Annotated in this window: 18 protein-coding genes and 1 pseudogene; 12 read left to right on the plus strand and 7 right to left on the minus strand. The window is 73.9% G+C overall.

Annotated elements, in window-relative coordinates:
- Window positions 1–41 precede the first annotated feature (41 nt).
- Entirely contained in the window at window positions 42–2,333 is a 2,292-nt protein-coding gene (locus RMN56_RS09185; protein WP_313723411.1) for an esterase-like activity of phytase family protein, read from the plus strand.
- Window positions 2,334–2,397: 64 nt separating this feature from the next.
- Here the strand turns inward: RMN56_RS09185 and ligD (RMN56_RS09190) are convergent, their stop codons facing one another.
- Window positions 2,398–3,312, minus strand: coding sequence for a non-homologous end-joining DNA ligase (gene ligD / locus RMN56_RS09190; protein ID WP_313723412.1), 915 nt, complete (start codon window positions 3,310–3,312; stop codon window positions 2,398–2,400).
- On the minus strand, window positions 3,302–4,240 hold the full coding sequence (gene ligD, locus RMN56_RS09195) for a non-homologous end-joining DNA ligase (protein ID WP_313723413.1): 939 nt from the start codon (window positions 4,238–4,240) through the stop codon (window positions 3,302–3,304). Before ligD (RMN56_RS09195) ends, ligD (RMN56_RS09190) begins: the two co-directional genes overlap by 11 nt.
- Window positions 4,241–4,325: 85 nt before the next feature.
- On the opposite strand from ligD (RMN56_RS09195), the gene ku reads away from it, so the two are divergent.
- Window positions 4,326–5,363 carry a non-homologous end joining protein Ku gene (gene ku / locus RMN56_RS09200; protein WP_313723414.1) on the plus strand — a complete coding sequence of 346 codons (1,038 nt, stop codon included), beginning with the start codon at window positions 4,326–4,328 and terminating at the stop codon, window positions 5,361–5,363.
- Between the two features lie 61 nt (window positions 5,364–5,424).
- Here the strand turns inward: ku and RMN56_RS09205 are convergent, their stop codons facing one another.
- A complete protein-coding gene (locus tag RMN56_RS09205; protein WP_313723415.1) occupies window positions 5,425–5,817 on the minus strand; it encodes a PPOX class F420-dependent oxidoreductase in 393 nt (130 codons plus the stop codon).
- Between the two features lie 172 nt (window positions 5,818–5,989).
- On the opposite strand from RMN56_RS09205, the gene RMN56_RS09210 reads away from it, so the two are divergent.
- From RMN56_RS09210 to RMN56_RS09235, 6 genes are all read left to right on the plus strand, one after another.
- Entirely contained in the window at window positions 5,990–6,649 is a 660-nt protein-coding gene (locus RMN56_RS09210; RefSeq protein WP_313723416.1) for an FKBP-type peptidyl-prolyl cis-trans isomerase, read from the plus strand.
- Between the two features lie 139 nt (window positions 6,650–6,788).
- Window positions 6,789–7,646: an SCO6745 family protein gene (locus RMN56_RS09215; RefSeq protein WP_313724686.1), complete on the plus strand. Its 858-nt coding sequence runs from the start codon at window positions 6,789–6,791 to the stop codon at window positions 7,644–7,646.
- Between the two features lie 25 nt (window positions 7,647–7,671).
- Window positions 7,672–7,932, plus strand: coding sequence for a YciI family protein (locus RMN56_RS09220; protein ID WP_313723417.1), 261 nt, complete (start codon window positions 7,672–7,674; stop codon window positions 7,930–7,932).
- A 26-nt stretch (window positions 7,933–7,958) separates the two neighbouring features.
- Window positions 7,959–8,618, plus strand: coding sequence for an HAD family hydrolase (locus tag RMN56_RS09225; RefSeq protein ID WP_313723418.1), 660 nt, complete (start codon window positions 7,959–7,961; stop codon window positions 8,616–8,618).
- A gap of 66 nt (window positions 8,619–8,684) precedes the next feature.
- Window positions 8,685–9,434: a MerR family transcriptional regulator gene (locus tag RMN56_RS09230; protein ID WP_313723419.1), complete on the plus strand. Its 750-nt coding sequence runs from the start codon at window positions 8,685–8,687 to the stop codon at window positions 9,432–9,434.
- Between the two features lie 166 nt (window positions 9,435–9,600).
- A complete protein-coding gene (locus RMN56_RS09235; RefSeq protein WP_313723420.1) occupies window positions 9,601–10,614 on the plus strand; it encodes an NADPH:quinone reductase in 1,014 nt (337 codons plus the stop codon).
- 170 nt (window positions 10,615–10,784) lie between these two features.
- On the opposite strand, the gene RMN56_RS09240 is transcribed toward RMN56_RS09235, so the two are convergent.
- Entirely contained in the window at window positions 10,785–12,419 is a 1,635-nt protein-coding gene (locus RMN56_RS09240; RefSeq protein WP_313724687.1) for a fatty acid--CoA ligase, read from the minus strand.
- A gap of 99 nt (window positions 12,420–12,518) precedes the next feature.
- On the opposite strand from RMN56_RS09240, the gene RMN56_RS09245 reads away from it, so the two are divergent.
- A complete protein-coding gene (locus tag RMN56_RS09245; protein ID WP_313723421.1) occupies window positions 12,519–13,010 on the plus strand; it encodes an NUDIX domain-containing protein in 492 nt (163 codons plus the stop codon).
- Window positions 13,011–13,094: 84 nt separating this feature from the next.
- Here the strand turns inward: RMN56_RS09245 and RMN56_RS09250 are convergent.
- Window positions 13,095–13,976, minus strand: a pseudogene (locus RMN56_RS09250) (EamA family transporter); the annotation flags it as partial.
- On the opposite strand from RMN56_RS09250, the gene RMN56_RS09255 reads away from it, so the two are divergent.
- On the plus strand, window positions 13,975–14,874 hold the full coding sequence (locus tag RMN56_RS09255; RefSeq protein WP_313723422.1) for a LysR family transcriptional regulator: 900 nt from the start codon (window positions 13,975–13,977) through the stop codon (window positions 14,872–14,874). The pseudogene RMN56_RS09250 and the gene RMN56_RS09255 overlap by 2 nt on opposite strands.
- 28 nt (window positions 14,875–14,902) lie before the next feature.
- Here the strand turns inward: RMN56_RS09255 and RMN56_RS09260 are convergent, their stop codons facing one another.
- Both RMN56_RS09260 and RMN56_RS09265 read right to left on the minus strand, forming a co-directional pair.
- On the minus strand, window positions 14,903–16,576 hold the full coding sequence (locus RMN56_RS09260; RefSeq protein WP_313723423.1) for an MDR family MFS transporter: 1,674 nt from the start codon (window positions 16,574–16,576) through the stop codon (window positions 14,903–14,905).
- Window positions 16,577–16,627: 51 nt separating this feature from the next.
- Window positions 16,628–17,176, minus strand: coding sequence for a type 1 glutamine amidotransferase domain-containing protein (locus RMN56_RS09265; RefSeq protein ID WP_313723424.1), 549 nt, complete (start codon window positions 17,174–17,176; stop codon window positions 16,628–16,630).
- Between the two features lie 121 nt (window positions 17,177–17,297).
- Between RMN56_RS09265 and rfaE2 the strand changes: the two genes are divergently transcribed.
- Together rfaE2 and RMN56_RS09275 are read left to right on the plus strand one after the other, a co-directional pair.
- A complete protein-coding gene (rfaE2, locus tag RMN56_RS09270; RefSeq protein ID WP_313723425.1) occupies window positions 17,298–19,142 on the plus strand; it encodes a D-glycero-beta-D-manno-heptose 1-phosphate adenylyltransferase in 1,845 nt (614 codons plus the stop codon).
- A complete protein-coding gene (locus tag RMN56_RS09275) occupies window positions 19,139–20,017 on the plus strand; it encodes a glycosyltransferase family A protein (protein WP_313723426.1) in 879 nt (292 codons plus the stop codon). Before rfaE2 ends, RMN56_RS09275 begins: the two co-directional genes overlap by 4 nt.
- The last annotated feature ends 6 nt before the right edge of the window (window positions 20,018–20,023 follow it).

Raw genomic sequence — 20,023 nt, forward strand, 5'->3', positions numbered from 1 at the left:
AGCCTCCGTCGGGGCACGACCTACGGAGGAAGTCCTTGACAGTGAGAAGAGCACTCATCGCCGCCGGCGTGGCGGTCGCCGGCCTGGCCGTCGTCACCCCGGCGTCGGCCGGCGGGCACCACCCGGGCGGGCCGGTCGCCTTCGACCGGGTCGCCGCGTACCCGGTCTTCCAGAACCGGCCGGCCGGCGAGGACCCCGCGTCCCCGACCGTCGCCGAGATCTCGGCGGTCAGCCCGGACGGCCGCACCCTGGTCTACACCGACGCGCTGGCGCGCCGGATCGGCTTCCTCGACATCTCGCGGGCCGACCAGCCCCGCGGCCTCGGCACCCTCTCGCTGGCCCAGCTCGGCGACGCCGAGGACGAGCCCACCTCGGTGGCCGTGGTCGGCCGGTACGTGCTGGTCGTGGTCAACACCAGCCGCGGCTACACCGAGCCGTCCGGCCGGCTGGACGTGATCGAGCTGGCCACCCGTACCCGGGTCCGCAGCCTCGACCTCGGCGGACAGCCCGACTCGATCGCCATCAGCAAGGACCAGCGCTACGCCGCCATCGCCATCGAGAATGAGCGCGACGAGGAGGCCACCCCGCCCGGCGGCGAGGCGGGCGACCTGCCCCAGCTCCCCGGCGGTTTCGTGCAGATCGTCGACCTGGCCGGCGCCGCGCCGGCCGGCTGGCGGCTGCGGCCGGTGCCGCTGACCGGCCCGGGCGGCACCGCGCTGCCCGCCCTGGTCCAGGCCGGGCTCGCCGCGCCGACCGACCCCGAGCCGGAGTACGTCTCGATCAACGGCCGCAACCAGCTGGCCGTGACCCTCCAGGAGAACAACGGCGTCGCCCTCGTCGACCTGCCCACCGGACGGATCACCAAGGTCTTCTCGGCGGGTACCGCGACGGTGCGCGGGATCGACACGGTCAAGGACGGCACCATCGACCTGACCGGCGGCATCACCGACGTGCCGCGCGAGCCGGACGCGGTGGCCTGGACCGACGACCGGTACCTGGCGACGGCCAACGAGGGCGACTGGCGGGGCGGCACCCGCGGCTGGTCGGTCTTCGACAGCCGCACGGGCGCGGTCGCCTGGGACGCCGGCAACACCTTCGAGCGGCTCGCCGTCACCTACGGGCTGCACAACGAGGACCGGGCCGGCAAGAAGGGCACCGAGCCGGAGGGCGTGGCCGTCGCCGAGTACGACGATGTCCGCTACGCGTTCGTCGGGTCGGAGCGGAGCAACTTCGTCGCCGTCTACGACCTGAGCAACCCCACGAAGCCGGTGTTCCGGCAGGTGCTGCCCACCACCAACGGGCCGGAGGGGCTGCTGCCCATCCCGTCCCGCGGGCTGCTCGCCGTCTCCAGCGAGGAGGACGAAGCCTCGGTGGGCGTGCGCGCCTCGGTCTCGCTCTTCCGGCTCGGCCAGGGCACGCCCGGCTTCCCGAGCATCGTCTCCGCCACCGGGGCGGGCGGCGCGCCGATCGGCTGGGGCGCGCTCGGCGCGCTGAGCGCGGTGCCCGGCGAGCCGCACCAGCTCTACAGCGTCACCGACGCGGCGTACGCGCAGACCCGGATCCTGACCGTCGACGCGCAGCGCGCCCCGGCCGTGGTCACCGCCGCGCTGCCCGTACGGGACGCCGCCGGCCAGCCGGTCGGCTACGACGCCGAGGGCATCTTCGCCCGCCCGCAGGGCGGTTTCTGGCTCGCCGTCGAGGGCGCCAAGGGACCGGAGAACAAGCTGATCCGGCTGGACGCCGCCGGGGTGACCCGGCAGGTCGTACCGCTGCCCGCCGAGGTGGCCGCCGGCCTGGGCAAGCAGGGCCTGGAAGGCGTCACGGCCAGCACCGACCGGCACGGCCGGGAGGTCGTCTGGGTGGCCGTGCAGCGCGAGCTGTCCACCGACCCGGCCGGGACCGTCCGGCTGGGCCGGTACGACGTCGCGGCCGGCACCTGGAGCTGGTTCGGCTACCGGCTGAACGGCACCACCGTTCCGGGTGACTGGATCGGCCTCTCCGAGATCACCGTGGTCGGTGACCGGCTCGCCGTGATCGAGCGGGACAAGCTGAACGGCCCGGCCGCCGCCCTGAAGCGGGTCTACACCGTGCCGCTGCCCGACGCGGCCGCCGCGCCCGGCACGCTCCCCGTGCTGCCGAAGACCCTCGCCGTCGACGTGCTGCCGGCGCTGCTCGCCACGCACGGCTGGACCCAGGAGAAGCTGGAGGGCCTGACCGTGGCCGGCGACGGCCAGGTGTACGCGATCACCGACAACGACGCGGTTCAGGACGCCACCGGCGAGACGGTGTTCCTGCGGCTCGGCACCAGCCGGCAGGTCTTCGGCCGCCGCTGAGGTGAAGGAGGGGCCCCTTGTTAACACCCGTCTGTTAACAGGGGGCCCCTCCTTACACACCGGGTCAGCGCAGCGGCAGCTCGGGGCCGCCCTCCAGGAGGGGAGCCAGCAGGTCGCCCTGCTTCTCCACCCGCTTCAGCACCTCGGTGGCCGTGTACGGCTTCGTCGACGGCCGCTTGCCGGCCGCGCCCGCCTCGACCTCGTCCCAGGTCAGCGGGGTGGACGCCGAGGGCACGTCCTGGGCGCGCAGCGAGTACGGCGCCACCGTCGTCTTGGCCGCGTTGTTCTGGCTCCAGTCGATGAAGACCTTCCCGGGGCGCAGGTTCTTCGCCATCTTCGAGACGATCTGCTTCGGCTGCTCCTTCTCCAGCTCCTGCGCGATCCGCTTCGCATACGCCGACACGTCGTCGGCATCCTGCGTGCCCGCGATCGGGCAGCAGAGCTGCATGCCCTTCTTCCCCGACGTCTTCGGGTACGACTCGATGCCGTCGGCGGCCAGCCGGTCCCGCATGAGCAGCGCCACCTGGCAGCACTGCCGCAGCGCGGCCGGGGCGCCCGGGTCCAGGTCGACCACCATCATGTCCGGGTGCTCGCCGACCTTCCACTGCGGCGTGTGCAGCTCCAGGGCGGCGAGGTTGGCCAGCCAGACCAGCGTGGGCAGATCGTCGGCCACCACGTAGTCGATGGTCTCCCGCCCCTTGCTCGATCCCGGGGCCGGCAGGTTCTCGGTGCGTACCCAGTCGGGGGTGGCGGCGGGCGCGTTCTTCTCGAAGAACGAGCCGCCGTCGACGCCGTTGGGGTAGCGGATCCGGGTCAGCGCCCGGTCGCGCAGGTGCGGCAGCAGCACCGGGGCGATCCGGGTGTAGTAGTCGATCACCTCGCCCTTGGTGAAGCCGGCCTTCGGGTAGAGCACCTTGTCCAGGTTGGACAGCTCCAGCGCGCGGCCCTCCACGTCCACCTTGAAGCGGTCAGCTGGCATCGTCGACCTCCTCGGCAGGCTTGTCCGGGCGCAGGCGCAGGATCCGAGGGAAGCGCAGCCGGCCGTCCGGCGTGCGCTGGCCGTACTTGACCTCCACCACGACCTGGGGACTTACCCAGATGGCGCCGCGGGCATCCTCGCGGGGCACGTCCCCGCTGAACGGGGATCCGGCGGCGCGCAGCGGTTCCAGCTCGCGCAGCAGCTCACGCTCGATCGCCGCGCCGATCCCGCCGCCCACCCGGCCCCGGTAGACGAGCCGCCCGTCCGGGCCGGGCACCCCGACCAGCAGGCCGCCGATCTTCCGCGCGCCGGGCCGCCAGCCGCCGACCACGAAGTCGCCGGTGACCTCCAGCTTGACCTTCACCCAGTCCGGCGAGCGCACCCCCGGCCGGTAGACCGCGTCGACCCGCTTGGCCATCACCCCCTCCAGGCCGTGCTCGCCGGCCGCCGCGTAGGTGGCCGGCCCGTCGGCGAAGACCGGCGGCACCGCCCACCGGGTGGCCCCGAGCCCCAGGGACTCCAGGGCGGCGCGCCGCTCCCGGTAGGGCCGGCCGGTCAGGTCCGCGCCGCGCAGCCGGAGCACGTCGAAGATCATGTACGTGACGGGGACGGTCGCCGCGAGCCGCGCGGCCTTGACCGCGTTGCGGACGTGCATCCGCTCGGCGAGCGCGGTGAACGAGGGCTGGCCGTCGGTGAACAGCACCACCTCGCCGTCCAGCAGTGCGTCGTCGACCTGCTCGGCCAGGGGGATCAGCTCCGGGTACGCCGTGGTGATCTCGACGCCGGAGCGGGCGTACAGGTGCTGGTGGCCGCGGCTGATGTCGGCGAGCGCGCGGACCCCGTCCCACTTGAACTCGTACGCCCAGCCGTCACCGGCCGGGAGCTGCCCGGTCATCGCGAGCATCGGCTTCAACGGCGCGCCGGGCACCTCATGACTGTAGTTGCGTGCGGAAGCGCGTGCGTCCCGTTCGATCATTTGCGATTCTGGTCAGAACCGGGGAGAGGAGCGCGTCATGCGGGCGATCTGGAAAGGAGCGGTGTCGTTCGGCCTGGTGTCGATCGGAGTGAAGGTCTACTCGGCCACCGAGGAGAAGGACATCCGCTTCCATCAGGTGCACCGCGAGGACGGCGGCCGCATCCGGTACAAGCGCACCTGCTCGGTCTGCGGCGAGGAGGTGACCTACGACGACATCGCCAAGGGCTACGACATCGGCGGCGGCGAGATGGTCATCCTCACCGACGAGGACTTCGCCGAGCTGCCGCTGACCACCTCGCACGCCATCGACGTGCTGGAGTTCGTGCCGGCCGAGCAGGTCGACCCGATCCTCTACAACAAGGCGTACTTCCTGGAGCCCGAGGGCTCGGCCACCAAGCCGTACGTGCTGCTGCGCGACGCGCTCGCCGACTCGGAGCGGGTGGCGATCGTCAAGGTGGCGCTGCGCCAGCGCGAGCAGCTCGCCACCCTGCGGGTCCGCGAGGGCGTGCTGCTGCTCAACACCATGCTGTGGCCGGACGAGGTGCGTCAGCCCGACTTCGGTTTCCTCGACGAGGACCTCAAGGTACGGCCGCCGGAGCTGGCGATGGCCAGTTCGCTGATCGACTCGATGGCCGGCGAGTTCGAGCCGGACGCCTTCACCGACGACTACCGGGCGGCGCTGCAGGAGGTCATCGACGCGAAGGTCGAGGGCCGCGAGGTGGTCCAGCCGGAGGAGGAAGAGGCCGCGCCGGCCGCCGCCGTGGACCTGATGGCCGCCCTGAAGGCGTCGGTCGAGCGGGCCCGGGCGGCCCGGGGCGAGGCCCCGGAGGGCGGGGCGGGCGAGCCGACGCCGATCTCGGCGGCGCGCTCGGCGCAGAAGGCGGCCAAGGCCACGAAGGCGCCGGCGAAGAAGGCGGCCGAGAAGAAGGCCACGGCGAAGAAGGCGCCCACCAAGAAGGCGGCCGAGAAGAAGGCCGAGCCGGCCAAGAAGACCGCCGCCAAGAAGACCCCGGCGAAGAAGGCACCCGCCAAGAAGGCGGCCGAAAAGAAGGCCGCCCCCCGCAAAACCGCCTGACCCGGTTAGGAGGGGCCCCCTCCTCTACCGGAGGCGTTAAGAAGGGGCCCTTCCTTGCACGTCAGCCTCGGCCGAGGCGCTCGGTCGGGGTTATGCGGACGATCACCCGCTCCTCGCCGGGGCGGCGGAACGGGTAGGTGTCCTGCCCCAGGTACTTCTGCGCCATCCGGTCGATGTGCGCGTCCGCCCCCTCGGTGACGAACTCCGCGGTGCCCTTCACCCAGAGGGTGCGGAAGTCGTCCGCCTTGTCCACCACCGACACCGCGACCACCGGGTTGCGGGCGATGTTGACGTACTTCTGCCGGCCCTTGGCCGTGTTGAAGACGATGTGCTCGCCGTCGGTGTCCACCCACACCGGGGTGACGTGCGGGGTGCCGTCGACCTCGATGGTCGCCACGTGGGCGAGCTGCGGTTCGGCGAGCAGGGCCAGGTCTTCTTCGGTGAGGATCGCCATGGTCGAGAACCTACCCCCGCGGGCCGGGTCGTCACCCTTGTTCCCTGCGCGGTCGGCTTGCCGGGATCCACCCGGCCGAGGGAGCACCGCGGGCGTCCGGGCGGGTACCGTGTGCGCTGGCCTCGGCGGCGGCCCGTCGGAGGCGCACCCACCCACCCAGCAGGGAGTCGACGTGAGCGAGCGCGTGGAGAACCGGTCGGCGGGCCAGAGCCCGGGCACCAAGGCGGAGCGGCGACTGGCCGCCCAGCTGGCGGCCAAGAAGGCCGCCGAGGCGAGGCGCCGCCGGCAGTCGATGCTGGGCGCCGCCGCCGGTGTGATCGCCGTCGCGGCCCTGATCGCCGGCATCGTCTGGCTGAACAACGGCGACGACGACAAGGCGGCGAGCACGGCCGCCGCGCCCAGCGCGACCGTCCCGGCCGAGCCCACCGCCGCCCCGGAGCCGCAGCTCCCCGCCGACCTCGACCCGGCGCTGAAGACCAAGCCGACCGTCGAGGCGGGCAAGGGCGAGCTGACCAAGCTCGGCGTCACCACGCTGGTCAAGGGCAAGGGCCCGGCGGTCAAGGCGGGCCAGCAGATCACCACGAACTACGTCGGCGTGTTCTACAAGGACGGCAAGCAGTTCGACTCCTCCTGGGACCGGGGCGAGCCGGCCACCTTCCCGATCGGCGTCGGCCAGGTCATCCCGGGCTGGGATCAGGGTCTCGTGGGCGTGCCGGTGGGCAGCCGGGTGCAGCTCGACCTCCCGGCGGAGCTGGCGTACGGCAAGGACGCCTCGGGCGGGCGTCCGGCCGGGCCGCTGCGCTTCGTCGTGGACGTGCTCGCCGCGCAGTAGCTCACAGAAGGCTTCCGCCCGGTCACCCAGCGGCAGTAGGTTCATGGTCACCGCGGGCGGTCCAGCCGCCCGCGGCGACCCGCCCGACGACGCGGAGGTGCACGTGGCGGCGCTGGACGACACCGGGCTGGCCCGGCTGATGTGGACGCACTTCGAGCCGGTCCACGCGGTGACCTACTTCCACCCCCGGGCCCGCTCGGCGTACGAGGCGGTCGGGTTGCGCGGCTACTGGCGGGGCTACTTCGCGGGGCGGGCCGCCCCGCTCGGGCCGGTCGGCGCGCCGACCGTGGTGGCCGCGTTCTTCAGCTTCGCGCCGTCGATGGTGGCCCGGGCGCTGCCCTCGGTGTGGCGGCTGGCCACCCCGGAGGAGGCGCTGCGCGCCCGGCTCACCGGCGCCGTGCAGGCGCTCGCCGAGTTCACCTACGAGCTGCCCGAGTCGCACCTGGTCGAGGCGGCCGACCTCCTGGAGGAGGCGGCCGGGCGGGTGGAGACGGCGGGCCGAATGCTCGGCGCGGTCAACGCGGCGCTGCCCCGGGGCGAGTACCCGCTGGCCCGGCTCTGGCAGGCCGCCACCACGCTGCGCGAGCACCGGGGCGACGGGCACGTGGCGGCGTTGGTCGGCACCGGCCTGGCGCCGGTGGAGGTGGTGGCCTGGCGGTGCCGGGTCGACCAGTCCCGCGAGTTCCACCAGCCGGCCCGGGGCTGGACCGACGAGGAGTGGGCCGCCGCCGAGGAGCGGCTGGTCGAGGCGGGCTGGCTGACGGCTGACCGGGGGCCGACCGAGCACGGCACCGCGACCTTCCGGGCCGTCGAGGAGGCCACCGACCGGGCGGCCCTGGGGCCGTGGCGGGCGTTGGGCGCGGAGCGGACCGCCCGGCTGCGCGAGCTGCTCGAACCGATCGCCACCCGGTGCCGCACGATCATTCCGCCGCAGGCCCCGATCGGCCTGCCGGCGCAGCGCAGCGTCCGCACGGACGCGACGAGCCCCGCCCGCTGAGCGAGGGCGGCGTAGCCTTCCGGGCATGTGGATCGTGGAACTTGCGTTCACCGAGGCTCCGGAGCGGCTCGCCGCCCGCCCCGCCCACCGCGCGCTCCTCACCGAGCTGCACGGGAAGGGCATCGTCCGGATGGCCGGCCCGCTGGCCGGCGACTCCGGCGCCGTGCTGGTCTTCGACGTGCAGGACCGGCCGGAGCTGGACCGCCTGCTCGCGGCCGACGCCTACTTCACCACCCCCGGTGTGGAGGTCACCCGGGTCCGGGAGTGGGCGCCGTTCCTGACCTGACGCCGGGCGTCCGGCAGGATGGGTACGTGATGGACGCGGTGCTCTTCGACCTGGACGGCGTGATCGTGGACTCCGAGCCCGTCTGGGAGGAGGTCCGGCGGGCGTACGTGGCCGAGCACGGGGGCACCTGGCAGCCGGACACCCAGCGCCGGCTCATGGGGATGAGCACCGGCGAGTGGGCCGCGTACCTCAGCGGTGAGCTGGGCGTCGACCGCACCGCCGAGCAGGTCGCCGCCGAGGTGGTGGCGGAGATGACCCGGCGGTACGCGCAGCGCGTACCCCTGATCGACGACGCCGACGCGGTGGTGCGGCGCACGGCCGCGCGGTGGCCGCTCGGGCTGGCCAGTTCCTCCCCCACCCGGCTGATCGCGGCGGCGCTGGACGCGACCGGCCTGACCGGCGCGTTCGGCGCGACCCTGTCGACCGAGGAGACCGCTCGGGGCAAGCCCGCGCCGGACGTGTGGCTGGCGGTGGCGGCGCGGCTCGGCGTCGACCCGTCCCGGTGCGTGGCGGTGGAGGACTCCTCGAACGGGGTCCGCTCGGCGGCCGCCGCCGGCTGCCGGGTGGTGGCCGTGCCGCACGGCTCCTACCCTCTCGATCCGGATGCCGAGGCCCTGGCGGCGGTGCTGCTGCCCTCGATCGACGCGCTGACCCCCGAGGTGGTGGAACGCGCGGCTTGCACCTGACGCGACGTCAGGTCATAGCGTCGCCCAGGTCGCCGCAGGGCGCGGTGACGCGAGAGGGAGTGGGACGTGGCGTCCACCTGGCGGATCGGTGAGCTGTGCCGGCGTACCGGGCTGACGGTCCGGACCCTGCACCACTGGGACCACGTGGGGCTGCTGCGGCCGTCCGGCCGGACCTCGTCCGGGCACCGGCTCTACGACGAGCGGGACGTGGGCCGGCTGTACCGGATCGTCGCGCTGCGCGAGCTGGGCCTGCCGCTGGAGACCATCGGCACGCTGCTGGACGGCGGCGGGGGCGGCGGGCCGGAGCTGGCCGAGCTGCTCGGCGAGCACCTGGCCCATGTGGAACGGCAGCTCGCCGCGCTGGGCGGGCTGCGGGACCGGCTGGGCGCGCTGGTGCCGGCCGTCCGCGCCGCCGGGGACGCCCCGTCCGTAGACCTGCTCGCACTGATCGAGGAGGTGACCAGGGTGGACGACACCGTGCGGAACTACTTCAGCGAGGAGCAGCTGGCCGCGTTGGCGCAGCGCCGGGAGCGGCTCGGCGAGGACGCGATCCGCGGCGTGGAGGCGGAGTGGCCCGAGCTGATCGCCCGGGTCCGTGCCGAGCTGGACGCCGGGACGGACCCGGCGGACCCGCGGGTGCGGGCGCTGGCGGCGCGCTGGATGGAGCTGCTGGAAGCGTTCCACGGCGGGGACCCGGGGCTGCGCGACTCGCTCTACCGGATGCAGGCGGAGAACAGCGCGGAGATCGCCCAGCAGCACGGCGGCCCCACCCCCGAGCTGATCGAGTACGTGAAGCGCGCGGCGGCCGCCGGCTGACGGGAACGCCATGGGGTGTCAGCGGCGAGGGGTGGCACCCATGGCGTTCCACCAACAGGGCCGTTGTCCGCCGACCGCCCGGTTGTACGGTTTCCGGGGCGCTCCCGATCGGAATGATCGCGAGGCGTCCGGGTAGCGCAGCCGGCAGGACGGCGGAGGGACGGCGATGAGGGCGATCGTGTACGAGAGCAACGGGGACCCCTCGGTGCTCCAGGTGGTGGACCGGCCGGTGCCCGAGCCGGGCCCCGGCGAGGTGCTGGTGCGGATGGCGGTGGCCGGGGTGAACCCGACCGACTGGAAGGCCCGCCGCGCCTGGCCGCTGCCGCAGGGCTGGCAGATACCGGGGCAGGACGGCGCCGGGGTGATCGAGGCGGTCGGTGAGGGCGTCGACCAGATCCTCGTGGGCGAGCGGGTGTGGCTCTGGGAGGCGGCCTGGCAGCGGCCCTGGGGCACCGCGAGCGAGTACACGGTGGTGCCGGTCCGGCACGCCGTGAGCCTCGGCTCGGCCTCGTTCGACCTGGGTGCGGCGCTGGGCATCCCGTTCATGACCGCGCACCGCTGCCTGACGGCCGGCGAGTTCATGCCGGACAAGCTGCACGCCGGCGCGTTGAGCGACCACGTGGTGCTGGTGCAGGGCGGGGCGGGCGCGGTCGGGAACGCGGCGATCCAGCTGGCCCGCTGGGCCGACGCGTGCGTGATCGCCACGGTGAGCAGCCCGGAGAAGGCGCAGCTCGCCGCGGCGGCCGGGGCCAGCTTCGTCATCAACTACCGCGAGCAGGACGTGGTCGAGGAGGTCCGCAAGATCGCGCCCGACGGGGTGCACACGATCGTCGAGGTGTCGGCCGCCCGCAACGCGGCCGCCGACGTGCAGGTGCTGCGCACCGGGGGCGCGGTCTGCGTCTACGCGGACGACGGCGGCGAGCAGGTGACCCTGCCGATCCGGCCGCTCATGATGCCGAACGCCCGGTGGCAGTTCGTGCTGATCTACACGGCGCCGAAGGCGGCCAAGGCGCAGGCGGTGACGGACATCGCGGCGGCGGTGGCCCAGGGCGCGGTGCGGGTGGGCCAGGAGGCCGGCCTGCCGCTGCACCACCACACGCTGGACGCGGCCCGGGCGGCCCACGAGGCGGTGGAGAACTCGGTGGTCGGCAAGGTTCTCATCACGACCAGCGACACCTGAGAACGCGAAACGTATTTCGCCATCATCGGGACAGAGGCGAACAAGTTTCGCGAGAATGACATTGCGGGTCGCCCCGCATGGACGGGCGGCCCCGGCGCGGTGCGAACGCCGGGGCCGCCCTCTGGGGAGGAATGCTCCTACCCGTGCTGGCGACGGTACGCCGGAAAGTGTTACGGCGCGGTCAGTTCACGCACGTCCAGACCACCGTCCCCGTACCGGGAACGCACCACCTTCTTGTCGAACTTGCCCACGCTCGTCTTCGGCACCGAATCGATGAACGCCCACCGCTCCGGCAGCTGCCAGCGCGCCACCGACTTCGCCAGGAACTCCCGCAACTCCTCGGCGGTGGCCGAGGCGCCCTCCCGGACCACCACGGTCGCGAGGGGCCGCTCGTCCCAGCGCTCGTCCGGCACACCCACCACGCACGCCTCCAGCACCGCCGGGTGCGCCATCAGCGCGTTCTCCAGCTCGACCGAGGAAATCCACTCCCCGCCCGACTTGATCACGTCCTTGGCGCGGTCGGTGAGGGTGATGTAGCCGTCCGGCGAGAGCGTGCCGACGTCCCCGGTCCGCAGCCAGCCGTCGCGGAACTTCTCCTCGTCCGGGGTCTCGTCGCCCACGTACCGGGCGGTCACCCACGGCCCGCGGACCTCCAGCTCGCCCACGGACGTGCCGTCGGCGGGCAGCGGCTCGCCGAGCGGGCCGACGATGCGCGCGGCCACGCCGGCCGGCACCCGGCCCTGCGTGTAGCGGTAGCGCCACGCCTCCTCGCCGGTCGCGCCGGCCGGCGGCCGGGAGACCGAGCCCAGCGGCGACATCTCGGTCATGCCCCAGGCGTGGATGACCTCGATCCCGTGCCGCTCCTGGAAGGCGTGCATGAGCGACGGCGGGCAGGCCGAGCCGCCGACGATCACCTCCGTCAGCGAGGAGGTGTCCACGTCGTGGCTGTCCAGGTAGGCCAGCAGGTCGGTCCAGATGGTCGGTACCGCGCCGGCCAGGGTGGGGCGTTCGGCGGCGATCATGGCGGCGATCGGCTCGGCCTGGAGGAACCGGTCCGGCATGATCAGCGACGCGCCGGAGAGGAACGCCGCGAAGGGCAGGCCCCAGGACATCGCGTGGAACATCGGGACGATGGCCAGCTCGCGGTCCTTCGGGCCGAGGCCGAAGCCCTCCGGCATGCAGACCTGGAGCGAGTGCAGGTAGATCGAGCGGTGCGAGTAGGCGACCCCCTTGGGGTTGCCGGTGGTCCCGGAGGTGTAGCAGAGCGCGGCGGCGTCGCGCTCGTCCACCTCGGGCCAGTCGTAGGTGTCCGGCCGGTCGGCCAGCAGGGCGTCCCAGTGGTGGACGGCGATCCGGTCGCCGGCCGCGGCCACCAGCGGGGCCGGGTCGCCGCCGCCGACCACCACGACGTGCCGCACCGTGGTCATCTCGCCGATCACCCGGGCCAGCAGCGGGATGAGCGTGGTGTCGACCAGCACCACCCGGTCCTCGGCGTGGTTGGCGATGTAGGCGACCTGGTCCGGGAAGAGCCGGATGTTGAGGGTGTGCAGCACCGCGCCCATGCTCGGCACGGCGAAGTAGGCCACCAGGTGCTCATTGTTGTTCCACATGAAGGTGGCGACCCGCTCGTCGCCGGTCACCCCGCACTCGTCGCGCAGCGCGTGGGCCAGCCGGGCGGCCGTCCTGCCGACCTCGGCGTACGTCATCCGGCGGGGCTCGGCGCCGGTCCAGGTGACGACCTCCGCCGTGCCGTGCACGGTGGTGCCGTGTTCGAGGATCCGGGCGACCTGCAGGGGGGCGTCCATCATCGTGCTACGCATGGGTAACAAGGTAGTGTCGCCGGTCACATCAGCGGAACCCCCGGAACGGCCGAGCCGGTCGGGGAAGGTGCGTAGATTGTCCGGGTGAGCATCTCGTGGGCCGACTCGTACGTGGGGCAGCTCCGGGCCCTGGCCGGTGACCGCACCCTGATGTTCGTCGGCGCCCGCGCCGTGGTGCGCGACAACGCCGCCCGGGTGCTGCTGATCCGCCGCTCGGACAACGGCCAGTGGGCGCTGCCGGCCGGCGCCATGGAGCTGGGCGAGTCGATCGCCGACTGCGCCGTCCGGGAGGTCCGCGAGGAGACCGGCCTGCGCGCCCTAAGGGTGTGCGCGTTCGCCCTCTACACCGGCCCCGACTTCACCAGCACCAACATGTACGGGCACACCTACCAGGTCTTCACCACGGCGTTCCGGGTCGAGGAGTGGGACGGCGAGCTGGCCCGGATGACCGACGAGACGACCGACGCGGGCTTCTTCCCCCCGCAGGAGCTGCCCACCCCGCTCTCCGGCAGCGTCGTCGAGACCCTCGCCGACCTGGACGTCTTCGAGCAGACGAACCGCCTCATCCTCAAGTGACGGCGCGGGGCGCCCGTCGGGGGCCGTCCCGGCCGGACCGGTCCGGGCGCCGGTCCGTTCCGCGCCGATCCCCGCCACCACCACGAAGGCGATGCCGGCCACCGCGCCGAGGCCGGGCACCTGACCCAGCGCGACCAGGCCGACCACCAGGGCGATGGCGGGCTCCAGGCTCATCAGCGTGCCGAACGCGGCGGTGGTGAGCCGGCGCAGCGCCAGCAGCTCCAGCACGAACGGGACGACGGGCAGCAGCACGGCCAGCCCCAGGCCGGCCAGGAGCACCGGCCAGGTCAGGTCGCCGAACACCGACGGGCCGACCACCACGGTGGCGATCAGGGCGGCCACCGGCATGGAGACCGCCAGGCCGCGGATGCCCGAGACCTCGTCGCCCACCCGCTGGGTGAGCAGGATGTACGCGGCCCAGCAGGCCCCCGCCCCCAGCGCGTACGCCACCCCGACCGGGTCCGCGCCGCCGTGCCACGGCTCGGTGAGCAGCAGCACCCCGACCGCCGCGAGCGCCGGCCAGAGCTTGGCGCCGCCCCGACCCCGCGCCACGGCCACGCCCAGCGGCCCGAGGAACTCCAGGGCGCTGGCCGTGCCCAGCGGCAGCCGGGCCACCGCCGCCATGAACAGCATGGTGACGCCGGCGGTCACCACACCGAGCGCCACGCAGGCCCACAGGGCGGAGCGGGTGAACGCCGACGGGCGGGGCCGGACCACGACCGCCAGCAGCACCCCGGCCCAGGCCAGCCGCAGCCAGGCGGCGCCCTCCGGACCGACCCGGTCGAAGAGCCCCACCGAGGCGGCCAGCCCGAGCTGGACGCAGGTCATGGAGGCGACGGCCATGGCGGTGCCGGCGCGGGCCGGAGTCGCGGTGCTCATGCCGTTCAGTAGAACCGGTCCGAACCGCTCACGTCCACGTGCCATTCCTGGACGAACCATTCGGCAATCGTGAACAATCTGCGGCATGGACCTGCGTCGCCTGCGCCTGCTGCGGGAACTGGCCCGGCTCGGCTCGATGCGCCAGGTCGCCGACGAGCTGCACGTCACCACGTCGACGGTGTCGCAGCAGCTCGCCGTGCTGGCCCGGGAGGTGGGCACCGAGCTGGTCGAGCCGCACGGCCGCCGCGTCCGGCTCACCCCGGCCGGGCGCCGGCTGGCCGCACACGCCGTGACGATCCTCGCCGCGGTCGACGCGGCCCGGCTCGACCTGGACCCGCGGGCCGAGCCCGCCGGCACCGTCCGCGTCGCCGGCTTCGCCACCGCCGTCCGGCGCTCGCTGCTGCCGCTCACCGCCCGGCTCGCGGCGGACCACCCGGGGGTACGCCTCCGCATCCACGAGCACGAGCCGGCCGAGGCGTACGCGGCGCTCGCGGCCGACGACGTCGACCTCGCGCTGACCTACGACTACAACCTGGCCCCGCTCTCGCCGGACCCGGCGCTGGACGCCACGCCGCTGTGGTCGGCGGCCTGGCACCTCGGGGTGCCGGCCGGCGCGCCCCCCGGTCCGGCGGCCGACGCCCCGGCCGTCTTCGGCCGGTTCCGCGACGCCGACTGGATCGTCAACTCGCGCAACACGGCCGACGAGGTCGTGGTCCGGACCATCGCCTCGATGGCGGGCTTCGAGCCCCGGATCACGCACCGTGCGGACAGCCTCGACCTGGTCCAGGACCTCGTCGTCGCGGGGCTCGGCGTCGGTCTGCTCCCCGGCGACCAGCCCACCGCGCCCGGCGTACGCCTGCTGCCGCTGGCCGGACCGCCGGCCCTGCTGCGCGCCCACGCGGTGACCCGCCGCGGCCGGGCGGCGTGGCCGCCGCTGGCGCTGATCCTCGACCTGCTCACCGCCCCGCCGCGCGACGCCGGGTGACCCACCGCCGCGCCCGCGGGGCCGCCGGTCAGAGCATCGTCTGCGACTTCGACTCCATGTCGGCGGCGGCCTCCTCCTTCGACTCCTTGGTGAGGGGCTTGCCGCCGGGAGCGGCCGCCTGGCCGCCGAGCGGGTCGGCGCCGCCCGTCGAGCCCTGCGGGCCGGCGCCACGCAGCTGCTCGTTCGGCATCAGCAGGGTGACCAGCACCGCGAGGATGGCGATCAGCCCGGTGGTCAGGAAGACGAGGTGCAGCGACTCCACGAACGAGGCCTGGATGGCGGCCCGCACCGGCCCGGGCAGCGCCAGGACGGTCGCCGGGTCGTTGATCGAGACGTTGGCGCCACCGCTCGCCGCCACGGCCGCCCGCTGGTCCGGCGGGAGCTGGGCGATCGCCCCCGGGAGCCGGCCGGCCAGCTCGCTGGTGAGCCGGGAGGACAGCACCGCGCCCAGGATGGCCACGCCGAACGAGCCGCCCAGCGAACGGAAGAACGTCGCCGAGGAGGTGCCCGCGCCCAGGTCGCGCGGGTCGACCGAGTTCTGCACGCCCAGGATCAGCGACTGCATGCACAGGCCCAACCCGACGCCGATCACCACCATGTAGCCGAAGGCCGCCCAGAGCGACGTGGCCACCTGAAGCTGCCGGAACAGCAGCATGCCGACGACCAGCACGGTCGCCCCGGCCACCGGGAACCACTTGTACCGGCCGATCCGGCTCATCGCCCGCCCGGTGATGATCGAGGTGACGATGATGCCGGCCATCATCGGCAGCATGAGCAGGCCGCTGCGGGTCGGCGAGGCGCCCTTGACGATCTGCAGGTAGAGCGGGATGAAGATGATCGACCCGAACATCACCAGACCGAGCACGAAGCCCGCCGAGTTGGCCAGCGCGAAGGTGGGGCTGCGGAACAGCCGCAGCGGCAGGATCGGCTCGCGTACCCGGGCCTCCTGGAGCACGAACAGCACGCCGAGCACCGCCCCGGCCACGAACAGACCGATGATCACCCCGGAGCCCCACGCGTACTCGTTGCCGCCCCAGCTCAACGCGAGCAGCAGGCAGCTCACCCCGGCCACCAGCAGCCCGGCGCCGATCCAGTCGACGGTGTGCTCCCGGCGCTGGAACGGGACCAGCCGCATGACGTGGTAGCAGACCACGATGGCGAGGATGGCCAGCGGCACGTTGATGTAGAAGATCCACCGCCAGTTGGTCTCCGCGAAGTAGCCGCCGACCAGCGGGCCGGCGACCGAGGATATGCCGAAGACCGCGCCGAACAGGCCCTGGTAGCGGCCCCGCTCCCGAGGTGACACCACGTCCGAGATGATGGTGAACGCCAGCGTCAGCAGGCCGCCCGCGCCGATGCCCTGCACACCGCGGGTGATGATCAGCTGGGTCATGTTCTGCGAGAGGCCGGCCAGCAGCGAACCGAGCAGGAACGTGCCGATCGAGAAGAGGAAGACCGGGCGGCGCCCGTACAGGTCGGCCATCTTGCCGTACAGCGGCGTCGAGGCCGTGGAGGCGAGCAGGTACGCGGTGACCACCCACGAGTAGTGGTTGATCCCGCCCAGCTCCCCGACGATGGTGGGCAACGCGGTGCCGACGATGGTCTGGTCGAGCGCCGCCAGCAGCATGCCGGTCATCAGGCCGAGCATCAGCAGGCGGATCTGGCGGGCGTGCAGCACGGGACGAGCGGCCTGGGCTGTCATCCCGCTTCCTTTCCCACCGGGGGCGGATCATGCCCCCGGTGGGAGAAGAAGTCAGTGCTTACCCTCGGCGAACTCCTCGACGATCTTGTCGCAGAAGGCCGGCAGGTCATCCGGCTTGCGGCTGCTCACCAGGCCGTTGTCGGTGACGACCTCCTGGTCGACCCAGTTCGCGCCGGCGTTGGTCAGGTCGGTACGCAGGCTCGGCCAGGAGGTGATCGTGCGGCCGCGCACCACGTCCGCCTCGACCAGCGTCCACGGGCCGTGGCAGATCACGCCGACCGGCTTGCCCGCCTCGAAGAACGACTTCACGAACCGCACCGCGTCCGCGTCGGTCCGCAGGAAGTCCGGGTTCGCCACGCCGCCGGGCAGCACCAGCGCGTCGTACGCCCCCGCGTCCGCCTCCTTGGTCGTCACGTCGACCGGGTACTGCTTGCCGTGGTCGAGGTGGTTGAAGGCCTGGATCGAGCCGGACTCGATCGAGACCAGCTCCACCCGGGCGCCGGCGTTCTCCACCGCCTCGCGGGGCTTGACGTACTCGACCTCCTCGACGCCGTCGGCGGCCAGGAACGCGATCCGCTTGCCCTGCAATGTCACTGCCATGGTGGTTCTCCTCTCCGGGGTGTGTCTGCACCCCTTCCCGGGAGTGACCGGCCGAAACCGGACGCCGTGGGTGGCCCGCACCGCAGGTTTGGCCGGTCCCGCTCGGGGGACCCGAAGGGGCATGGCAGCAGCAGCGGAAGAGCGCCGGCTCGCCACCGTCGTGGCCGGCTGGCAGGGGCGTCCCGTGCTGGTCGTCGGCGACGCCATGCTGGACGAGTGGCGGTTCGCGGAGTCGGAGCGGCTCTGCCGCGAGGCGCCCGCGCCGGTCCTCAGCCTGCGCCGGCGGATCTCCGCCGCCGGCGGGGCGGCGAACACCGCGGTCAACGTGGCCGCGCTCGGCGGCCGGGCCGCCCTGGTCGCCCCGGTCGGCGCCGACGTGGCCGGCGACGAGCTGCACGACTGCCTCGACCGGGCCAGCGTCTGGGACCGCACGGTCAACCAGCCCGGCCGGCCAACGCCGGTGAAGCGGCGGATGCTCGCCGGCAACCAGATCCTGCTCCGCGAGGACTCCGGCGACCCGGACGACGCGTTCGACGACGACGGCGTGGCCCGCCTGCTGACCGCGCTGCACTGCGCCACCGAGGAGCTGCGCGCGGCGGCCGCCGGGCAGCCGCCCACCCTGGTCGTCTGCGACTACGGCCTGGGGGCGCTGCCCTCGGGCGTGCGCGCCTGGCTGGTCGCCAACCGGGACCGGTACGCCACCGTGGCGCTCGACGCGCACGACCTGGCCGACTGGCGCGGGCTCAACCCGACCGTGGTGACCCCGAGCTTCGCCGAGGCGACCCGGCTGCTTGCCCGGGCGGCCGCCGGATTCGGCGGCGGGCACCGGAGCGCCCCGCGCGGCGCGACCGCCGCCGACCTGCACCTGGACCACCTGGCCGACCCGGCCGACGGGCCCTCTGAACTGGTCGTCGGCGCGGCGCCGGGCGGGGCCGGTGAACGGGAGCCGGGCAGCCCGCACCCGACCTCCGGCGCTCCCGCGGCCGAGCACGGCGGCGGGATCGCCGGCCCGACCGGCGAGCCGACGCCCGGCGAGGAACGGGTGGCGCTGACCGGGGACGGGCTCACCGTCACCGGCACCGGCGTGACCGTGAACGCGGCGGCCGGCGCCGGCGTGGACCGGGCCGTGCTGGCCGAGTCCCGCCTGGACGAGCTGCGCGAGCACACCGGCGCCGACGTCGTGGCGGTGACCCTGGACACCGAGGGCGCCGTGGTCGGCGGGGCCGACGGCGAACCCCGGCGCAGCCACAGCACGCCGGTCCCGGCCAGTCACGCCGTGGGTGCCGGGGACGCGTACCTGGCGGCCATGACCCTGGCGCTGGCGGCGGAGGCGAGCCTGCCGACCGCCGCGCAGCTCGCCCAGCTCGCCGCGACCATCACCGTCTCCGACACCGGCACCTGCGTGTGCCGCCGCGAGGACCTGCTCGACGCCCTGGGCACCGGGCCGGAGGAGGTAGGGCGCCCGACCCAGGTGGGCGCCGAGGAGCTGACCGCGATCGTCGCGGAGCACCGCCGGGCCGGCCGGTCGATCGTCTTCACCAACGGCTGTTTCGACGTGCTGCACCCCGGGCACGTCCGCTACCTGACCCAGGCCCGCGCGCTCGGCGACCTGCTGATCGTGGCCGTCAACTCCGACGGCAGCGTACGGCGGCTCAAGGGCCCGGACCGGCCGGTCAACCCGGTCGAGGACCGCACCGCCCTGCTCGCCGCGCTGGAGTGCGTCGACCACGTGGTGGTCTTCGAGGAGGACTCCCCGGCGAAGCTGATCGAGGCGGTCCGCCCGGACGTCTACGTCAAGGGCGGCGACTACCCGCCCGAGATGGTCCCGGAGGCGCCGCTGGTCCGCCGGCTGGGCGGCCAGGTGCGCACCCTCGGGTACGTGCCGGACCGCTCCACCTCGGCGATCATCGACCGGATCCGGTCCCATCCGGTGGTCCCGCCGGTCGGCGAGGGCAGGCCGGCGTGAACCGACCGCTCGACCTCGGCGCGCCCGACGGGTTCCGCCGCCCCCGGCAGCTCGACGTGCTGATCCCCACCCGCAACCGCCCCGCCGAACTGGCCGTCACCCTCTCGGGGCTGGCCGCGCAGGAGGGCGTACCCGACTTCGGGGTGGTGGTGAGCGACCAGTCCGACGGCGACCCCGCGTACGCACACCCGGCGGCGGCCACCATGGTCCGGGCGCTGCGCCACCGGGGTCACCCGGTGCTGCTGACCCGCCGGCTGCCCCGGCGCGGGCTGGCCGAGCACCGGGCCTACCTGCTGGACCGGTCGGCGGCCCGGTACGTGCTCTGCCTCGACGACGACGTCTGGCTGGAGCCCGGCACGCTGTCCCGGCTGGTCACCGCCATCCGCGAGCTGGGTTGCGGGTTCGTCGGCAACGCCGTGCACGGCCTCTCCTACGCCGACGACGTGCGCCCGGAGACGCACGGGCACTACGAAGAGTGGCAGGGCCAGCCGGTGCCCGAGCGGGTCCGCCCCGGCAGCCCGGAGTGGCAGCGGGCGTCCATCCACCCGGCGGCGAACCTGCTGCACGTCACCGAGAAGCTGCGGCTGCCGGCCGGGGCGTGGCGGGCGTACAAGGTCTCCTGGATCGGCGGGTGCGTGCTCTACGACCGGGCCAAGCTCGTCGACGCCGGCGGCTTCGACTTCTGGCGCCGGCTGCCCGAGCAGCACCAGGGCGAGGACGTGGCCGCGCAGCTCGCGGTGCTGGAGCGGCACGGCGGCGCCGGCGTGCTGCCCAGCGGGGCCTACCACCTGGAGTCGCCCACCACGGTGACCGAGCGCGAGGTGGAGGCGTGGGAGGTCGTGGTGGCCGCGTCCGACACCCCGCAGCCGGCCTGAGCCCCT

This window comes from Micromonospora halotolerans (assembly GCF_032108445.1).
Lineage (GTDB): Bacteria > Actinomycetota > Actinomycetes > Mycobacteriales > Micromonosporaceae > Micromonospora > Micromonospora halotolerans.